The following is a 17,853-nucleotide window of genomic DNA, read 5'->3' as shown; positions in this document are numbered from 1 at the left end:
TATAACTACGACATTGAGGAGACAGTGTGTCGACTTCGAATCAATCGAATGCGGCGGCCGTGCGCGCATTTCGCGTACTCGAAACCTTGGCTGAGGCAAGCGGCCCGCTTTCGATGACGGATCTCGTCCATGCCCTCGAACTGCCCAAGCAGACGGTGCATCGCATCCTCGTGCAGTTGATGGATGCGTGGCTTGTCACGCGCAGCGCCGGTGACCGGCTCTACGAGTGCTCGCCGCGCGTACGGATGCTGGCGGTCAATGTGCTGATGCATGCGGGTCCGGCAGCTGCCCGGCATGTGCTGCTTGAACAACTGGTGGCCAAAATCGGCGAGACCTGCAATCTCACGATGCTGGCCGGCAATGACGTGGTCTATGTGGACCGGGTGGAAACCGAGTGGCCGCTGCGCATGCACCTGCAACCCGGCTCGCACGTGCCGCTGCACTGTTCGGCGAGCGGCAAGCTATTGCTCAGCTTTCTTCCCAAAGACAGGCGCGAACGGGTCATCGAAACCTTGCCGCTGCGTGCTTATTCCGAGCGGACGATTACGGATCGCGGCGAATTACGCAAGGAATTGACCGCGACGCGGCGGCGCCAGCTCGCAATCAATAATCAGGAACATTTGCAGGGACTCATCGCGATCGCGGTGCCAGTCATGCTGGATCGCAATCGCGCCTGCGCGGCCATTGCCGTGCAGGCGCCGGTTGGACGGGTCGTACTCGACGATCTGCTGGCCTTCCTGCCCGATCTGCGCCTCGCCGCCGAGGAGACAGCCAAAACGTTCAGGCAGTAGTACAGACGAAAAATCAGCAGTGGCCCGGGACGCGCGGACCGAAAACGGGTCCGCCATCAGTTCGAACGGGCATTCACGTCCTCCTGACGCAGCGCAGGATAGCATTCCGAAAAACGGGATGATCTGCACTGAAATTGCGCACCGAAAGCACCACAAACCCGCCAAAACCTCGACAAACAAAGGCGCACGTTACAATGATGCCGATCCATTTTCCGGAACGGCACACATGACTAAGGCGGATACTCCCACCCTGCGCGCGTTCGCGCTACTGGAACATCTCGTGCGTGCGGAAGGTCCGGTGTCGCTGGCCGACATTGCCCAGGACGTCGACCTGCCGAAGGCTTCGCTGCACCGCATGCTGGCTTCGCTCGAAGCCGGTGGTCTCGTGATCCGCGAGCCGGGACAAAAAAACGCCTACGTGATCGGCCCGCGCCTCGCGCAACTCGGTCTTGGCGTCATGATGCATTCGGGTGCCCGCCGGCTGCGGCATGCGATCCTGGCCCACCTGGTCGCCGATCTCGGCGAGACCTGCAACCTCACGATGCTGCACGAAACCGAGGTGCTCTATCTCGACAGGCTCGAAGCGCCCTGGCCGTTGCGACTCGATCTCAAGCCCGGCTCGCACGTGCCGGCGCATTGCAGCGCGAGCGGCAAACTGCTGCTGGCCATGCTGCCGCGCGAACAACGCGCTGCCCTCGTCCGCACGCTGAAGCTCGAACGCTTCACGCCGAATACCATCACCGATCCCGAACTGCTCGAAGCGGAACTCGACCGCACCGCGCACAAGCGCATCGCCATCGACAACGAGGAATTTGTCGCCGGCATTGCGTGCGTGGCCGCGCCGGTGATGGATGAGAACAACACCTGTATCGCGGCAATCGCCGTTCATGCGCCGGTTTCACGGGCGCCGCTGTCGCGCGCGCTCGAGTTCGTGCCACGCCTGCAGGAAGCCGCTCAACAGCTCGCCAAAACGTTCTAGCGCGCTTTGGTGGTCGCTTATGCCGTCGCTTGTGCCGTCGCGGGCGGCACCGCTTCTGCCAGCGGTTATGCCGTCGCCTATGGCACCGCTTGTGACATCGCCTGGCCCGCCGCCTAGTCCTCGGGCTGCTGCGCGCGCACGAGCTCCGCGAGCAGCCGCACGCCCTCATCGATCTTTTCGAGCTTGATGGCCGAAAAGCCCATCCGGAAGCAGCGGTTCTGCTCCAGCCCGGTCATGAAGAAGACCCGCCCCAGTTCGATCAGAATGCCGTGTGCCTGCGCATCCGCGGCAAGGCGTGTCGCATCGAGCCACGGCGGCCCCTCGACCCAGCACGACGCGCCGCCGCCCACCGGCAAATAGCGCGCTTCGGGAAGATGCGTGTCGAGCGCAGTCATCAATACCTGCGCGCGTTCCCGATAGGCGTGGGCGAGCCGCCGCAACAATGCATCGTGGTGCCCGAGCGCCAGAAAGGTGGCAAACGCCCGCTGAATATAGGCTGCAGGGTGGCGCACCATCAGACGCCGCAGCGCGCGCAATTCGCGGACCAGTTCACGCGGCCCGACGATATAACCCAGCCGCAAACCAGGCGCGAAGGTCTTCGACAGGCTGCCGATGTAGATCACCCGGTCCGCTGTATCCAGACTCTTCAACGCAGGATGCGGCGTGCCCGAGAAGTTGTTTTCACTCTCGTAGTCGTCTTCGATCAGGACGAAGTCGTGGGCCTGCGCCTGTTCCAGCAGCGCATGGCGCCGCTCGATCGGCATGGTGGCCGTGGTCGGGCACTGGTGGCTCGGCGTCACATAGACATAGTCGCATTGTGCGAGCAGATCGGCGTCCTCGACCGGGCGCACGCCGCCGCCATCGACAGGCAGCGGCTGCAACCGCGCATTGCGGTTCTCGAAGATATTGCGGGCATCCGGATAGCCGGGATTTTCAAAGCCAATCGTGGTCCGCTCGCTCGCCAGCAGGTCCGCGATCAGATAGAGCGCCTGCTGACAACCGATCGTCACGACGATCTCGTCCGGCATGGCAAACACGCCGCGCCGCGGCAGCACGCGGGTGCGGATCTGCTGGATCAGCGTATCGTCGTCGCGCTCGATCAGGTCGGGCGCCCAGTTGCGAATCTCCATGACCGACAGCGCTTTCATGCAGCATTCGCGCCAGTCGTTGGTCGGAAACAGCGACTGGTCGAACTGCCCGTAGATAAAAGGGTATTCGTAGCTCAGCCAGTTGCCCGGCTTGACGATGTTGCGCTGCGACGACGGCCTTCTTCTGACACGCTGGTCCCAATCCGGCCGCGCGAGAGCTTCGTTGGCGGCCTGCGTCGGGACCGTTTGCAGCGGCGAAAATGCATGTCTCCCTTCGAGGATGGCCGGATTGACGAAATGCCCGCTGCGCTCGCGCGAGATCAGATAGCCCTCCTCCACCAGCTGCTGATAAGCGAGTACGACCGTATTACGGGCAACGCTCAACTGGTCGGCCAGCTCGCGGCTCGATGGCAACGCGTGATGCGGCAGTAGCTGACCGTCGAGAATCGCGGCCACCAGCATCTGGCGAATCTGGCCCTGGAGGCTCATATTCGACTCGGGTGAACGCTGGAATCGCTGGCTCCAAAGAGCCACCGAGGTGCGACTTGCCATGCTTTCTCCTGATTTTTGTAGGCGGAGCCCGCCCGCGCGAAGGCGGACACCGGCATTGTGGATGCGCAAAAAAACGCCTGCCAGCCGCCCCGGGGCGGCTGCCGGCGGGACCGGCGCGACAGCCCATGCTGATGCAGCGGTGTGGACTCAACGATCAGCCACGTCTGGCCCTAACCCGCATTATTTTTTACTGACGATACTCGCATCACCCCATTGTCGGCGATTGGGACAAGCCCCCGTCGGCGGGCGTTGGATTCACGTGTACTCGCGTACCCACAAGGCCATTCTGGAGACCTACAATGAAAAGCGACAAACAACCGAAGTTGTCCCGCTGGTTCGGCGCTTTGACACGCCGCGTGACAGTGGCGGCATTCGCTGCGCTCGCCTGCATGGTGGCGCAACCCGGCTACGCGCAGGACAAGGAGGTCACGATAGCCTATCAGCAGATCGTCGACCCATGGGTCGTGGCGATCGCCAACGGCTCCATCGAGAAAGAGACGGGCTACAAGATCAACTGGCGACAATTCGAATCCGGCGCGAAGGTCGCGACCGCCATGGCCTCGGGCGACGTGAAGGTCGGCGTGATCGGCTCGAGCCCGCTCGCAGCGGCGGTCAGCCAGGGGCTCGACCTGCAGCTCTTCTGGATTCTGGACAACATCAACCAGGCCGAAGCCATGGTGGTACGCAATGGCTCCGGCATCACCAAACCGGCTGATCTGAAGGGCAAGACGATCGGTGTGCCGTTCGTGTCGACCACGCACTATCACACCATGTTCGCGCTGCAGCATTGGGGCATCAATCCGTCCGAGGTGAAGATCCTCAACATGCAGCCGAACCAGCTGGTCGCGGCATGGGAGCGCGGCGACATCGACGCCGCCTACGTCTGGGACCCGGCGCTTGCGCAATTGAAGAAGAGCGGCAAGGTCCTGATTACCTCCGGTGACCTGTCGAAGCTCGGCAAACCGACATTCGACGGAATCGCCGTCGATCGCCAATGGGGCGAGGCGCATAAGGACTTCATGGCAAAACTCGTGAAAGCCATCGCCGATGCGGACGATCAGTACCGCAAGAATACGGCGCAGTGGAATGGCACCTCGCCGCAGGCCGCAGCCATCGCCAAGATGATCGGCGGCTCGCCGGCCGACGTACCCGACTCGCTCTCGCTTTACGCGTTCCCGACGCTCCCGGAACAGGCCTCCTCGCAATGGCTGGGCGGCGGCAGTGCGGGCCGCGCGACTTTCGCACTGAAGGACACGGCCAACTTTCTGAAGGATCAGAAACAGATCAGCGCGGTGTTGCCCGATTACTCGAAGTTCGTGACCCCGGCTTATGCCGAAGCGGCAATGAAACTCAAATGACGTAGTCCGGCTCCGTTGAATCAGGAGGCAGCATGGAAAGCATGAGAGTCAAGAATGTGAGCGTGGTCTTTCCAGGGCGCAAGCCGGGCCAGACGGTGCACGCGCTCGACAACATCAATCTGACGGTCAACTCGGGCGACTTCGTGGTCGCGCTCGGTGCGTCGGGTTGTGGCAAGACCACCTTGCTCTCGCTCATGGCGGGCTTCATTGCGCCGACCAGCGGCGAATTGCTGCTCGGCGGCACACCGATCGCGGGACCGGGTTCGGACCGTGGCGTCGTGTTCCAGAAGCATGCCCTGTTGCCGTGGCTCAACGTGATCGACAACGCCGAGTTCGGGCTGAAGCTTCAGGGTGTGCCGAAAGCGCGGCGGCGCGAGATCGCCGCGCGCAATCTTGAGCTGGTCGGCTTGCAGGACTTTCACAAGCACATGATCTATCAGCTCTCCGGCGGGATGCAGCAGCGTGTGGGCATCGCCCGCGCGCTGACCTGCGACCCCGCCATGCTGCTGATGGACGAGCCGATGGCCGCGCTCGACGCGCTGACCCGCGAAACCATTCAGGAACTCCTGCTCGACGTCTGGACGAAGACCAGCAAGATGTTCTTCTTCATCACGCACAGCGTCGAGGAAGCGCTCTTTCTGGCCAGCCATCTGATCGTGATGTCGCCGCGTCCCGGGCGCATCACGCACACCTATGAGCTGGATTTCAATCGACGCTTTCTCGAAACGCGCGACGCGCGCGCCATCAAATCGAGTCCCGATTTCATCGAAATGCGCGAACGCGTGCTCAGCATCATTTACGGCGACGAGAAAATGCACGGCGCCGAAGCCGAGGTGACACATGTTTAGTTCAAAACGGGCTCATGCCCTGGCGCACGGCCAGCAGACCTCGCTCGAATCCGACACGCCGATGGAGCCGCCGCGCACACCCGGTCGACGACCACGCATTCTCGCCAAGAAACCCGCGAAACCAGGCGACACGTTCGGCGTGCCCGGCCAGGGCAGCAGTGTCGTCACGAGCCTCGTAACGGTCGGCCTGATCATCGGGCTGTGGTTTGTCGCGACCAATCTTCACTGGATCAAGCCGCTCTTTCTGCCATCGCCGCAAGCGGTGTACGCAAAGTTCATCTATGTCGCCACGGAAGGCTTCGCCAATTCCACGCTCGCGCAGCATACCGGCATCAGCTTGCTACGCGTATTCGGCGCCTTCGCGCTCGCCTGCGTGACCGCGATTCCAATTGGCGTGATGATGGGTGTATCGCGTTTTGCGCGGGGCATCTTCGATCCGCCTATCGAGTTCTATCGCCCGCTTCCGCCGCTCGCCTATTTGCCGCTCATCATCATCTGGTTCGGCATTGGTGAATTCTCCAAAGTCTTTCTCATCTACCTCGCCATCTTCGCGCCGCTCGCCATCGCCGCGCGATCCGGCGTGCGTTCCGTGTCGATCGAGCAGATTCATGCGGCCTATTCGATGGGTGCCTCGCGCACGCAAGTGGTGTTGTATGTGATTCTGAAATCCGCGCTGCCGGAGATTTTTACGGGCATGCGGATCGGAATCGGCGTCGGCTGGACAACCCTGGTCGCCGCGGAAATGGTGGCCTCGACGAGTGGCCTCGGCTTTATGGTACTCAACGCCGCGGAGTTCCTCGCCAGCGACGTGGTGATCATGGGCATTATCGTCATCGGCTTCTTTGCCCTGTGCTTTGACCTGTTGATGCGCCACCTCGAGCGCGTGCTGGTGCCGTGGAAAGGCCGGGTGTAATCAGCGAGCACGATCGTTTCAACGCGGCCCGATAGCGGCCGCTTTTGCCGCATGGTGCGAGATGTCTGCCAGTTGTCAGGGTTCGAGGCGCAAAACGCGACGCGGAATTAGCGTCAGCACCGTCCAGCGCCCCACGCCGGCGTGGACTCAGCGATTGGCGGCGGCTGGCACTACTCCGATGGCGGCGCCCTCCGCAATACTTCAGCTATCCGTTATCGCTGGAGTGCAGCATGAATTCGATCGCGAAAGTCTGGTCGCCGCCGCAGGTTCGTCATGAAGCGCTGCGCATCGGCGGAGAAGAAGTCCGGCGCGCGGAGATCATCGAAGTCTTCAATCCCTATACCAACGAACTGGTGGGCACGGTGCCCAAGGCGACACTCGCCGACGTGCGGCACGCCTTTGCCTGGGCACACCGGTATCGTGCACGGCTGACGCGCTACGAGCGCTCACAGATCCTGCTGCGCGCCGCGGACATGGTCCGTCGGCGGACTGAAGAAATTGCCGACCTGATCACCGCCGAGTCCGGCCTGTGCAAGAAGGATTCGCTCTACGAAGCGGGCCGCGTCGCCGACGTCATGACATTCGGCGCCAGCGAAGCGCTGAAGGACGATGGCCAGGTGTTTTCCTGCGATCTAACACCGCACGGCAAGAAGCGCCGCGTCTACACGCAGCGTGATCCGTTGCTCGGTATCATCTCCGCGATCACCCCGTTCAACCATCCGATGAATCAGGTCGCGCACAAGATCGTGCCGTCCATCGCGACCAACAACGGCATCGTCGTCAAACCGTCTGAGAAGGTGCCGCTGTCCACGTACCTGCTCGCGGATATCTTTTACGCGGCCGGCCTGCCGCAAGAAATGCTGCAGGTCATCACCGGCGACCCGAAAGACATCGCCGACGAACTGATCACGAACGAGCACGTCGATCTGATCACCTTCACGGGCGGCGTGCAGATCGGCAAAACCATCGCCAGCAAGATGGGCTATCGGCGCGCGGTGCTCGAACTCGGCGGCAACGATCCGATCATCGTGATGGAAGACGCCGACCTGGAAGAAGCCAGCGCGCTCGCTGTCTCCGGCTCCTACAAGAACTCCGGCCAGCGGTGTACCGCGATCAAGCGAATCCTGGTGCATGAGGCCGTGGCCGACCGTTTCGTCGAACTGCTCGTGGAGAAGACCCGAGCTATCCGTTACGGCGATCCCGCCGACCCGGCGACCGACATGGGCACCGTCATCGACGAAGCCGCAGCGAAATTCTTCGAAGCGCAGGTGAACGATGCGGTCAGCCGCGGCGCGACCTTGCTGCTCGGCAATCATCGCGACGGTGCGCTGTATTCGCCGACGGTTCTCGATCATGTCAGCCCGGACATGCCGCTCGTCAAATACGAAACCTTCGGACCCGTATCGCCGGTGATCCGCTTTCGCGATATCGACGACGCGATCCGGATTTCCAATTCGACTGACTACGGACTCTCGTCTTCGGTCTGCACGAATCGCCTCGACTACATCACGCGCTTTATCGCCGAACTGCAGGTGGGCAGTGTGAATGTGCGTGAGGTACCCGGTTACCGGCTCGAGTTGACGCCGTTCGGCGGCATCAAGGATTCGGGGCTTGGCTACAAGGAAGGCGTCCAGGAAGCGATGAAAAGCTTCACCAACGTGAAGACCTATTCGCTGCCGTGGGATTGAGCCGCGCCGCCCTCGTATTCAACTCAGCATCGCATTCATCAATTTTCGAGACAAATTGTAGCGTTTATTTTGCGCCGCCTATTGACCACCTCAGGTGCATGCTCTACATTTTATAAAACAACTTTTCGGAACGATTTGTTCCATTTTCACTAAACATCGGAGACAGCCCTCATGAGCGATCACACACCCGTCAGCGGCCCGCAGGCCATGACCCCGTCAGAAGCATTCGTCGAAACCCTTGCCGCGAACGGCGTGACCGACATGTTCGGCATCATGGGCTCGGCCTTCATGGACGCCATGGACATCTTCGCGCCCGCCGGCATCCGCCTCATCCCCGTGGTGCATGAACAGGGCGCCGGCCACATGGCCGACGGCTATGCCCGCGTATCGGGCCGCCACGGCGTGGTGATCGGCCAGAACGGCCCCGGCATCAGCAACTGCGTGACCGCCATCGCAGCGGCCTATTGGGCGCACAGCCCCGTGGTCATGATCACGCCCGAGGCGGGCACCATGGGCATCGGCCTGGGCGGTTTCCAGGAAGCGAAGCAGCTCCCCATGTTCCAGGAGTTCACCAAGTATCAGGGCCACGTCACCCATCCCGCGCGCATGGCTGAATTCACCGGCCGCTGCTTCGACCGCGCAATGGCCGAGATGGGCCCGACCCAGCTCAACATTCCGCGCGACTACTTCTACGGCCAGATCAAGGCCGAGATTCCTCAGCCGCAGCGCCTCGACCGCGGCCCCGGCGGCGATCAACGCCTGAACGAAGCGGCCGAACTGCTCGCTCAAGCCAAGTTCCCCGTCATCATCTCCGGCGGCGGCGTGGTCATGGCCGATGCGATCGAGGAGTGCAAGGCGCTTGCCGAACGGCTGGGCGCACCGGTCGTCAACAGCTACCTGCATAACGACTCCTTCCCCGCCGACCACCCGCTGTGGTGCGGCCCGCTCGGCTATCAGGGCTCCAAGGCGGCGATGAAGCTGATCCAGCGCGCCGACGTCGTGGTTGCACTCGGTTCGCGTCTGGGACCGTTCGGCATGCTGCCGCAGCACGGCATGGACTACTGGCCGCAGAACGCCAAAATCATCCAGATCGATGCCGACCACAAGATGCTCGGTCTGGTGAAGAAGATTTCCGTGGGCATCTGCGGCGACGCCAAGGCCGCTGCGGTTGCACTCACGCAGCGCCTCGCCGGCCGCACGCTCGTTTGCGACGCCTCGCGTGAAGAGCGCGCCGGCCAGATCGCCGCCGAGAAGGCCGCATGGGAGAAAGAGCTCGACGGCTGGACCCACGAGCGCGACCCCTACAGCATGGACATGATCGAGGAGCAGAAAGACGAGCGCACGCCCGGCGGCGGCAATTATCTGCACCCGCGCCAGGTGTTGCGCGAACTCGAAAAGGCCATGCCAGAAGACGTGATGGTCTCGACCGACATCGGCAACATCAATTCCGTGGCCAATAGCTACCTGCGCTTTACCAAGCCGCGCAGCTTCTTCGCCGCGATGAGCTGGGGCAACTGCGGCTACGCATTCCCAACCATCATCGGCGCCAAGGTTGCGGCACCGCATCGCCCCGCTGTCTCCTACGCCGGCGACGGCGCGTGGGGCATGAGCCTGATGGAAACCATGACCTGCGTGCGGCACAACATTCCGGTCACCGCCGTGGTCTTCCACAACCGGCAATGGGGCGCGGAGAAGAAGAACCAGGTCGACTTCTACAACCGCCGCTTTGTCGCCGGTGAACTCGATAACCAGAGCTTTGCCGGCATCGCGCGCGCGATGGGCGCCGAAGGTGTCACGGTGGACCGGCTCGAGGACGTCGGCCCCGCGCTCAAGCATGCGATCGATATGCAGATGAATCACGGCAAGACCACGATCATCGAGATCATGTGCACCCGCGAACTCGGCGACCCGTTCCGTCGCGATGCGCTGGCCAAGCCTGTGCGTTTGCTCGACAAGTACAAGGACTATGTCTGACCCGTCCGTGGTCTGAAGGTCCGGGCACGAGAGGTACACATCGCCTCGTGTCCGGCAGGCCGGAAACGGGATTTACCCTGCCGTTTCCGGTTTCTTTGTTTCTGGTTTCTTTCGTTTCCGGCCTTTTTCGTTTGCTGTTCCCGTTCTTCAACCGTGACCGCCGCCCAGTGCCATGAAAGCCATCAACCGCATCATCGAGCGTGCCCGCACTTCGCCGAGACGCATCGTGCTCTGCGAGGCGGAAGATCCCCGCATGCTGGAAGCGGCACAACGCGCCACGCGTGAGGGCATTGCCCGCATCGTGCTGGTGGGTGCGAGTGCGCGCATCCGTGCAGCCGCTGCCGAACAAAACATCGAACTGTCCGGCATGGAGTTAGTGGATCCCGCGACCTCGCCGCTCGGCCCTTCGTTTGCCGAGGCACTCTTCGCACTGCGCGGCAAAAAAGGCATGACGTTTGACGAAGCGAAGCAGGAAATCCTCAAACCCCTCTGCTTTGCCAACCTGATGGTGCGGCTCGGCCACGCCGACGGCTCGGTGGCCGGTTCCGTTCACACGACCGCCGACGTGGTCCGCACGGCGATCCAGATCATCGGTCTCGATCCGTCGTTCAAACTGGTGTCGAGCTTCTTTCTGATGATGCTGTGCGAGCCCTTCCATACGCTCAAAGGCGGCCTGATTTTCTCCGACTGCGGACTGGTGGTGGACCCCGATGCCGGTGAATTAGCCCAGATTGCGATGGCCGCGGCCGACAGCGCACAAAGCCTGCTGATGGAGGAGCCGCGCGTGGCCATGCTGTCATTCTCGACCAGCGGCAGCGCCCGGCATGCGGCAGTCGACAAGGTCGTGGAAGCGACGCGCCAGGTGAGAGCCGCGCGCCCGCATCTGGCGATCGACGGCGACGTGCAACTTGACGCGGCACTCGTCTCCGAAATCGCCCTGCGCAAAATCGATCATTCACAGGTGCAGGGGCATGCCAACGTGCTGATTTTCCCCAGTCTGGAGGCCGGCAATATCGGCTACAAACTGGCTGAGCGGATCGGCGATGCGAAGGCGATCGGCCCCTTGCTGCAAGGCCTGAAAAAGCCGGCCAACGATCTTTCGCGCGGCTGCAGTGCCGACGACATCTACTACGTGATCGCGGTGACGGCCGTGCAGGCACAAACCGCTGCTGAGCCGGCGACCGCGCACGCCATCCCGCACGACGCATCATGACCACTGGGAAGATCCCGGTCCCACTCGCATTGACAGGCGCCGCAATATCCACGTGAAGCCGTCGATGCAACGCCGCGAATGTGACGCCGTAAGCCCGCTATCCCCACTATCCTTTGCCAGGCCGCCCACGCGCACCCATCCAACCGACAATCTCCGCAAATAGCTTCATGTCAGGCGGCACGGAAAGGTCCACGGCGAGACAGCGGCGGTAATACGGACTGAGATCGAGTCCGACACCCAAGCCCAGCACCTCCACGTCGCGCGAGGCTTCATGGCGCGCTACAACGCTCTTGAGATGGTTGTCGAGGTAGAAAGCGTCGTTGGCCTGGCCCGTCGCGCTATCCATCGGGCTGCCATCCGAAATCACGATCAGAATCCGTCTCGCCTCAGGACGGGCGACCAGACGCGCGCAGGCCCAGTCGACCGCTTCGCCATCCACGCCCTCACGAAACAGATCTGCCTTGAAGAGCGCGGCAATGTCGGCGCGGGCGCGTCGCCAGCTCCGGTCGGCGTCCTTGAACACCAGGTGAGACAGTTCGTTGAGCCGGCCCGGATGATGAGGCCGCCCCTGCGCCAGCCAGTCGAGCCGTGGCCGGCCGCCGTTCCAGGCGCCGGTGGTAAAGCCCAGGACCTCGGTGGTCACGCCGGCCTGATCGAGCGCGCGGGTGAGGATGTCCACCATGATCGCCACCGGCTCGATATGCGCTTTCATCGAGCCCGAGCAGTCGATCAGGAAGCCGACCACGCAGTCGGCAATGAGCGTGTTTCGTTCCAGGCGGAACAGGCGTCGTTCAGCGGGAGAGCTGACCAGTTGCGCGAGACGTCGGCCGTCGATACGGCCATGCTCTTCACCGAACGACCAGCCATCGCGTTGGCGTATCGCCAGCGCCGCCTTCAGCGCGTGCGCGAGCCGCGCCACGTTGATGCCCTGCGCGGCGACGCGCTCGTCGAGCCGTTCGCGAAACTCGCTGAGTAACGCCTTGCGGATCAGCGTACCGGCCACAAGCTCGCGGTCATAGCGCGTGGTGTACGCACGATAGCCCTGCTCCGATGCTTCGAGCACGCGGCTTCTGCCGCTGAGCGCAACGGCCATGTCCTTGTATTCGTCGTCCTCGACATCGAACCAGAGCGAGAACGCCGTGCGCGGAGCTTTGTCGTCGCTCTCCTCCGGGTGGTCTTGCGCGTCGTCCAGCGCGTCCGCACGGGCGGCACGGATCATCTCTGCCACCCACCGCGCCAGCGCCAGCGCATGGACAGCGAACGCGCCCTGCTCGGCCCGATGCCGGCGCAAACCCGCCAACGATACGCCCAGGGCCGGCACGATGGCCGCACGCGTAGCTTCGATCAAGCCTTCGATCTGTTCGAGCACAGGCCAGCCGGTCAGACGCGACCACGCAATCTGCGCCACCGTGAATAACAAAATGCCGAGATGGTCCTCAGCGAGCCCTGCGTGATGGAAGGCCCGCGACCAGGCCTCGAAACGCTCGCGCAGATTCTGCACAAGGCCTGGCATGCCGGGCGGCGTCCGCGTTTCGCACCGTAGCTGTTCGAGCAGTTCGAACACCAGGCGCTCGACGGGATCGGTGGGACATAGGCTACTGTGCAAGGCCGTGTCGGAGTGCACGAGTCGCAAGGCCGCGCCGTCGGCGGCGCCGCGCAGGGACGCGAAGTCGTCTTGCTGCGGGTCGGTGCGCAGATGCGGCGCGTGCAAGGGCAAAGGCCGCAGGTCGCGGCACAAACGGCCGTCGCGGTAGTGCAAGGCGGCGTCGCCGGTGAGGGCACGCACGGTCGCCGCGCAGAGCGCCTCGCGATGTTCCGCGCGGAGGGTCGCTTGCCGCTCGGTTGGCTGTTCGTGAGCCGCCTGGCTCGGGGGCACCTGGCTCGGACCCGCTTGCCGCAAGGGCGCCTCGTTTTGGGCCGCCTGGCGCAGTGCCGCGTCGCCCGAGTCCGATTGCGGCAAGGCCGCCTGCGTGTCCGACTTCATCAACGGGTGCTCGCTGCGTGGCCTTCAGCGTTGGCGTCGGGCTCGAGTTCAGTGCCGAAGCAACGCTGAAAATACTCCGCCACGATCGACCGCTCAGCCTCATCACACTTGTTCAAAAAGGTCAGGCGAAACGCCATCGCGGGATCGTGGAAGATCTGGCAGTTCTCCGCCCAGTTGATCACCGTGCGCGGCGACATCAGCGTCGACAGGTCGCCACTGGCGAAGCCCTTGCGCGTGAGTTCCGCCACGCTCACCATCGATTCGATCAGCGCGCGTCCGGCCTCGTCAGCGAGTTCCGGCACGCGCGCCAGCACGATGCCGGCCTCCTCCGCGCGCGGCAGATAGTTGAGCGTGGCCACCACGTTCCAGCGGTCCATCTGCGCGTGATTCAGCACCTGCGTGCCGTGATACAAACCGTTCAGATTGCCCAGCCCGACCGTATTGGTGGTGGCGAACATACGAAAGTACGGATGCGGATGAATCACGCGATTCTGGTCGAGCAGAGTGAACTTGCCGTCGCGCTCAAGAATGCGCTGGATCACGAACATCACATCCGGACGCCCCGCATCGTATTCGTCGAAGATCAGCGCAACGGGGCGCTGCAACGCCCATGGCACGATCCCTTCCTGAAACTCGGTGACCTGCAGATCGTCGCGCACCACGATCGCGTCTTTGCCGACCAGGTCGAGGCGGCTGATATGGCCGTCGAGATTGACGCGCACGCACGGCCAGTTGAGACGCGCCGCCACCTGTTCGATATGCGTCGACTTGCCGGTCCCGTGCAAGCCCTGCACCATCACCCGGCGGTCACGGCTGAAGCCGGCCAGAATCGCCAGCGTCACCTCGGGATTGAAACGGTAGACCTCGTCGATCTCCGGTACGTGGTCGTCACGCTCGCTGAACGCGGGCACCATCAGGCTGGAATCGATGCCAAACACGGTTCGTACCGCGACCATTGTGTCGGGTTTGCAAGTCACGATATCAGTCACTTCACTCTCCTCCCCGCTCTGGGGATATTCATTCGGCGCCGCCAGGGAATTTGGTTTTTTGGTACGATTTGTTCCATTTTTTATTATAAACAGAATCTCGCACCTCGAGCGGCGCTTCGACCGCTTTAGTCCGCTTTGGTCCGCATCGCCCCCGGCGGGCCGTGTCGTCAACGCACGGTCGCCATTTCATCGAAGGGTTTCGCACGCCGCTCCATCGCGCGCGCCGACCATGCCGAGAGCAGCGCCGACAAAATCACGTAGCCGCACACGTACCAGGGCTTGCCGCCATCCAGTCGCAGCAGCGCGGTCGCGATGATCGGCGTGAGGCCGCTCGCGAAGATGCCCGAGAACTGATACACGAACGAGATGCCGGTATAACGCACCTCCGGATCGAACAGCTCGGCGAAAAGCGCGGCTTCCGGACCGTAGACCATGGCGTAGAAGATGCCGAACGGAATCACCACGCCGAGCCAGACGGCCAAGGTATTGCCGGCCTGAGTCTCCATCAGCCAGAACGCCGGCAGCACCGAGGCGCCGCAGATCAGCGAGCCCCAGCGATACACGCGCGCGCGTCCCATCAGGTCCGACATCCTGCCGAAGAAAGGAATGAAAAAGCACATCACCATCGCCGCGATCATCACACCGGTGAGGGCTTCCGTGCGGCTCATCGAAAGACGCTGGGTAAGGTAGCCGATCATGAACACCGCGAAGATGTTGAAAAACACCCCGTCGATCCAGCGCGCGCCCATGCCGAGCAGCACCGAACTGCGATAGCGCGTGAGCATGTCGACGAACGGGATTTTCACGGCGCGGCGGTTACGCTTGAGCGCGAGGAACTCGGGCGTCTCCATCACCTTGACGCGGATGTAGAGGCCGAGCACCACCAGCAGCACCGAAGCGGCAAACGCGACTCGCCAGCCCCACGAGAGGAACGCCGCTTCCGGCAACAGCCGGGAAATGCCCGCGACGATCCCCGACGCGAGGCACAAGCCAATCGACAAACCGATCTGCGGCAAACTTGCGTACAGACCGCGCCGGTTCGGCGGCGCATATTCATAGGCCATCAGCACCGCGCCGCCCCATTCACCACCGAGCCCGATGCCTTGCAAAACACGCAAGGCGAGCAGCAGAATCGGCGCCCAGATGCCGATCTGATTGAAGGTCGGCACGAAGGCGACGCCCGCCGTCGAAATCCCCATGATGACGAGCGTGCAGATCAACGCGGATTTGCGTCCGATCTTGTCGCCGAAGTGACCGAAAATCACACCGCCGAGCGGCCGCGTCACGAAGCCGACGGCGAACGTGCCGTAGGCCAGCATCGTCGAGACGAGCGGATCGTGAGCGGGAAAGTAAAGCTTGTTGAACACAATGCCCGCGACGACGCCGTACAGAAAAAAGTCATACCATTCGACCGTCGCTCCAATCACGCTCGCGAATGCAACGCGGCGGATCACCCGCTTATCGATTGCCATAGCGCCTCCTCCAATGGATGGCCGCGTGCCGTCGCGGCAACGCAGCACTTTTGAGCCCCCTGCCTGTCTCCTCCTGGGGGCGCGAATATCGTTACCTGCAGGCTGCTTTATGTCGACCTCGAATGCAGCGAGTCAGATAGCGTTCGTTGTACTTCTTGCGGTTACTTCTACGTCCGCTTCTACGTCAATACTGCGCTTCCATGCTGCGCGATTGCACTTGCCCAACTGGCTGGTCACCGGCGCGGGCGTCCTCGAGGATCATGCTGGACGCCTTTTCCGCGACCATCACAATCGGTACATTGGTATTGCCGGAAACGAGGGTCGGCATGATCGAGCAATCGACCACTCGCAATCCTTGCGTGCCATACACGCGCAATCGTTCGTCGACCACCGCGCCCGGATCGCTCGCAACACCCATCTTCGCCGTGCCGGACGGATGAAAAATCGTCTGGCCATACTCGCGGCAAAAGTCGAGCAATTCGTCGTCGCTTTGCGCTTCCCGGCCGGGACGCACTTCACGCTTCATCAACGATGCCATCGGCTCCATGGCGGCGACGCGGCGCGCGAAACGCACGCCCGCGACCGTCGTGCGGCGGTCAAGATCGGTCGCCAGATAATTCGGCTGGATCGACGGGGCGTCGCGCATGTCGCTCGTGCGAATCCGCACGCTTCCGCGCGACTCCGGCCGCAACTGGCAGATCGAATAGGTGCAGCCTGGAAACGCGTGGACATCGCCACCCGCGGTGTCGGCCGAGAGTGTGGAGAAGTGGAACTGGATGTCGGGCGTTTTCGCCTCATCAGGCAATGCGCGGCAGAACATGCCGCCCTGATTGATGCCGACGGAAAGCGGTCCTTCGCGAAACAGCGCCCATTGCAGACCCATCCTGGCGCGGCCCGTCCAGGAGTGCAGCAAGTCGTTCGTTGTGATCGGCCGCGTTACTTCATAAGTCAGGCGCACTTGCAAATGGTCCTGCAGATTTTCGCCGACGCCGGCTCGATTGGCGACCACCGGAATACCCAGGTCATTGAGCAATTTAGCCGGCCCGACGCCCGACGCCTGCAGCAATTGCGGCGACTGCAGCGCGCCTGCCGTCAGCACCACCTCACGGTGCGCACGCACTTCGTGCACCTTGCCATGCTGCACATAGCGAATACCCGTAGCACGTGTGCCTTCGAAGAGAATCTTCGACGCCAGCGCGTCGGTTTCGATCTGCAGATTTGGACGGCGACGCGCGGGTTTGAGGTAAGCCACGGCCGTCGAGCAACGCCAGCCGCGCCGCGTGGTCAGCTGATAGTAGCCGACCCCTTCCTGATCGCCCTGATTGAAGTCGTCGACCGTTTGGACGCCCAAGCGATTCGACGCGGCGATGAACGCATCCACAAGTTCGTGGCGCTGCTTGATCGTGGAGGCCCACAACGGGCCGCCCACGCCACGTGTCGGCGACTCGCCGAGCTCGTTATGTTCGAGCCGGCGGAAGTAAGGTAAGCATTCCTTCCAGCTCCAGCCACGATTGCCGAGCGCGGCCCAGTGGTCGTAATCCTCTTTTTGTCCGCGAATATAGATCAGCCCGTTGATGGAACTGCAACCGCCCAACGTGCGCCCGCGCGGCCAGTAGAGCTTGCGATCGTGCATGTTCGGATCCGGGTCGGTGTAAAACCCCCAGTTGTAGACCGGATGAAACATGGTCTTGCCGTAACCGATCGGAATATGGATCCACAGAAAGCGGTCGGGCGGCCCGGCTTCGAGCAGGCATACCGAGTAGCGGCCGTTCTCCGAGAGGCGGTTGGCCAGTACACAGCCGGCCGATCCCGCGCCGACGACCACGTAGTCGAAACTCCGTACCATTGATGTCTCCGTGCTGATGCCTTTGTTTTTTAAAAACGGATCAATTCGTCTCAATTTATTGGATGGGAGTTTCGACTTCAAGCGAATCCGGTTACGATTGAATAATCCGGTACGAAAACCGACTTTTTCGTTTCACTATTCAGTCTGTCCGCACGCAT

13 protein-coding genes are annotated in these 17,853 nt (G+C 62.5%); 8 read left to right on the top strand and 5 right to left on the bottom strand.

Annotated features, from left to right (window positions below; genetic code table 11):
- The first annotated feature begins 26 nt into the window (after nucleotides 1-26).
- Nucleotides 27-791: an IclR family transcriptional regulator gene (locus PQQ52_RS29475; protein ID WP_408219415.1), complete on the top strand. Its 765-nt coding sequence runs from the start codon at nucleotides 27-29 to the stop codon at nucleotides 789-791.
- Nucleotides 792-1,017: 226 nt separating this feature from the next.
- The gene (locus PQQ52_RS29470; RefSeq protein ID WP_408219412.1) at nucleotides 1,018-1,770 is read left to right on the top strand and encodes an IclR family transcriptional regulator; all 753 of its coding nucleotides are present in this window, start codon (nucleotides 1,018-1,020) and stop codon (nucleotides 1,768-1,770) included.
- Between the two features lie 113 nt (nucleotides 1,771-1,883).
- On the opposite strand, the gene pdxR is transcribed toward PQQ52_RS29470, so the two are convergent.
- Nucleotides 1,884-3,410 carry a MocR-like pyridoxine biosynthesis transcription factor PdxR gene (gene pdxR / locus PQQ52_RS29465; protein ID WP_408219409.1) on the bottom strand — a complete coding sequence of 509 codons (1,527 nt, stop codon included), beginning with the start codon at nucleotides 3,408-3,410 and terminating at the stop codon, nucleotides 1,884-1,886.
- 299 nt (nucleotides 3,411-3,709) lie between these two features.
- Between pdxR and tauA the strand changes: the two genes are divergently transcribed.
- From tauA to pta, 6 genes are all read left to right on the top strand, one after another.
- Complete coding sequence (gene tauA / locus PQQ52_RS29460; RefSeq protein ID WP_408219406.1) at nucleotides 3,710-4,768, top strand: taurine ABC transporter substrate-binding protein; 1,059 nt, start codon at nucleotides 3,710-3,712, stop codon at nucleotides 4,766-4,768.
- A 32-nt stretch (nucleotides 4,769-4,800) separates the two neighbouring features.
- Nucleotides 4,801-5,616, top strand: coding sequence for a taurine ABC transporter ATP-binding protein (locus tag PQQ52_RS29455; protein ID WP_408219404.1), 816 nt, complete (start codon nucleotides 4,801-4,803; stop codon nucleotides 5,614-5,616).
- On the top strand, nucleotides 5,609-6,529 hold the full coding sequence (locus tag PQQ52_RS29450; RefSeq protein WP_408219401.1) for an ABC transporter permease subunit: 921 nt from the start codon (nucleotides 5,609-5,611) through the stop codon (nucleotides 6,527-6,529). The genes PQQ52_RS29455 and PQQ52_RS29450 overlap by 8 nt, the downstream gene beginning before the upstream one ends.
- A 230-nt stretch (nucleotides 6,530-6,759) precedes the next feature.
- Nucleotides 6,760-8,217 (top strand): phosphonoacetaldehyde dehydrogenase, encoded by a 1,458-nt coding sequence (phnY, locus tag PQQ52_RS29445; protein ID WP_408219399.1) that lies wholly within the window; start codon nucleotides 6,760-6,762, stop codon nucleotides 8,215-8,217.
- Between the two features lie 171 nt (nucleotides 8,218-8,388).
- On the top strand, nucleotides 8,389-10,191 hold the full coding sequence (xsc, locus tag PQQ52_RS29440; protein WP_408219396.1) for a sulfoacetaldehyde acetyltransferase: 1,803 nt from the start codon (nucleotides 8,389-8,391) through the stop codon (nucleotides 10,189-10,191).
- 172 nt (nucleotides 10,192-10,363) lie between these two features.
- Entirely contained in the window at nucleotides 10,364-11,404 is a 1,041-nt protein-coding gene (gene pta / locus PQQ52_RS29435; protein ID WP_408219393.1) for a phosphate acetyltransferase, read from the top strand.
- A 106-nt stretch (nucleotides 11,405-11,510) separates the two neighbouring features.
- Here pta and PQQ52_RS29430 read toward each other — a convergent pair whose 3' ends face one another.
- From PQQ52_RS29430 to PQQ52_RS29415, 4 genes are all read right to left on the bottom strand, one after another.
- The gene (locus PQQ52_RS29430; RefSeq protein ID WP_408219391.1) at nucleotides 11,511-13,388 is read right to left on the bottom strand and encodes a cobaltochelatase CobT-related protein; all 1,878 of its coding nucleotides are present in this window, start codon (nucleotides 13,386-13,388) and stop codon (nucleotides 11,511-11,513) included.
- The gene (locus PQQ52_RS29425) at nucleotides 13,388-14,377 is read right to left on the bottom strand and encodes an AAA family ATPase (RefSeq protein WP_408219388.1); all 990 of its coding nucleotides are present in this window, start codon (nucleotides 14,375-14,377) and stop codon (nucleotides 13,388-13,390) included. The genes PQQ52_RS29430 and PQQ52_RS29425 overlap by 1 nt, the downstream gene beginning before the upstream one ends.
- A 167-nt stretch (nucleotides 14,378-14,544) precedes the next feature.
- The gene (locus PQQ52_RS29420) at nucleotides 14,545-15,849 is read right to left on the bottom strand and encodes an MFS transporter (protein ID WP_408219385.1); all 1,305 of its coding nucleotides are present in this window, start codon (nucleotides 15,847-15,849) and stop codon (nucleotides 14,545-14,547) included.
- 184 nt (nucleotides 15,850-16,033) lie between these two features.
- A complete protein-coding gene (locus PQQ52_RS29415; RefSeq protein ID WP_408219383.1) occupies nucleotides 16,034-17,695 on the bottom strand; it encodes a GMC family oxidoreductase in 1,662 nt (553 codons plus the stop codon).
- Between the last annotated feature and the right edge of the window lie 158 nt (nucleotides 17,696-17,853).

It is taken from the genome of Paraburkholderia sediminicola, assembly GCF_046030555.1.
In the GTDB taxonomy this organism is placed as follows: Bacteria; Pseudomonadota; Gammaproteobacteria; order Burkholderiales; family Burkholderiaceae; genus Paraburkholderia; species Paraburkholderia sediminicola_E.
The sequence above is the reverse complement of the archived record's forward strand: the minus strand, read 5'-3'. Positions and strand labels throughout refer to the sequence as shown.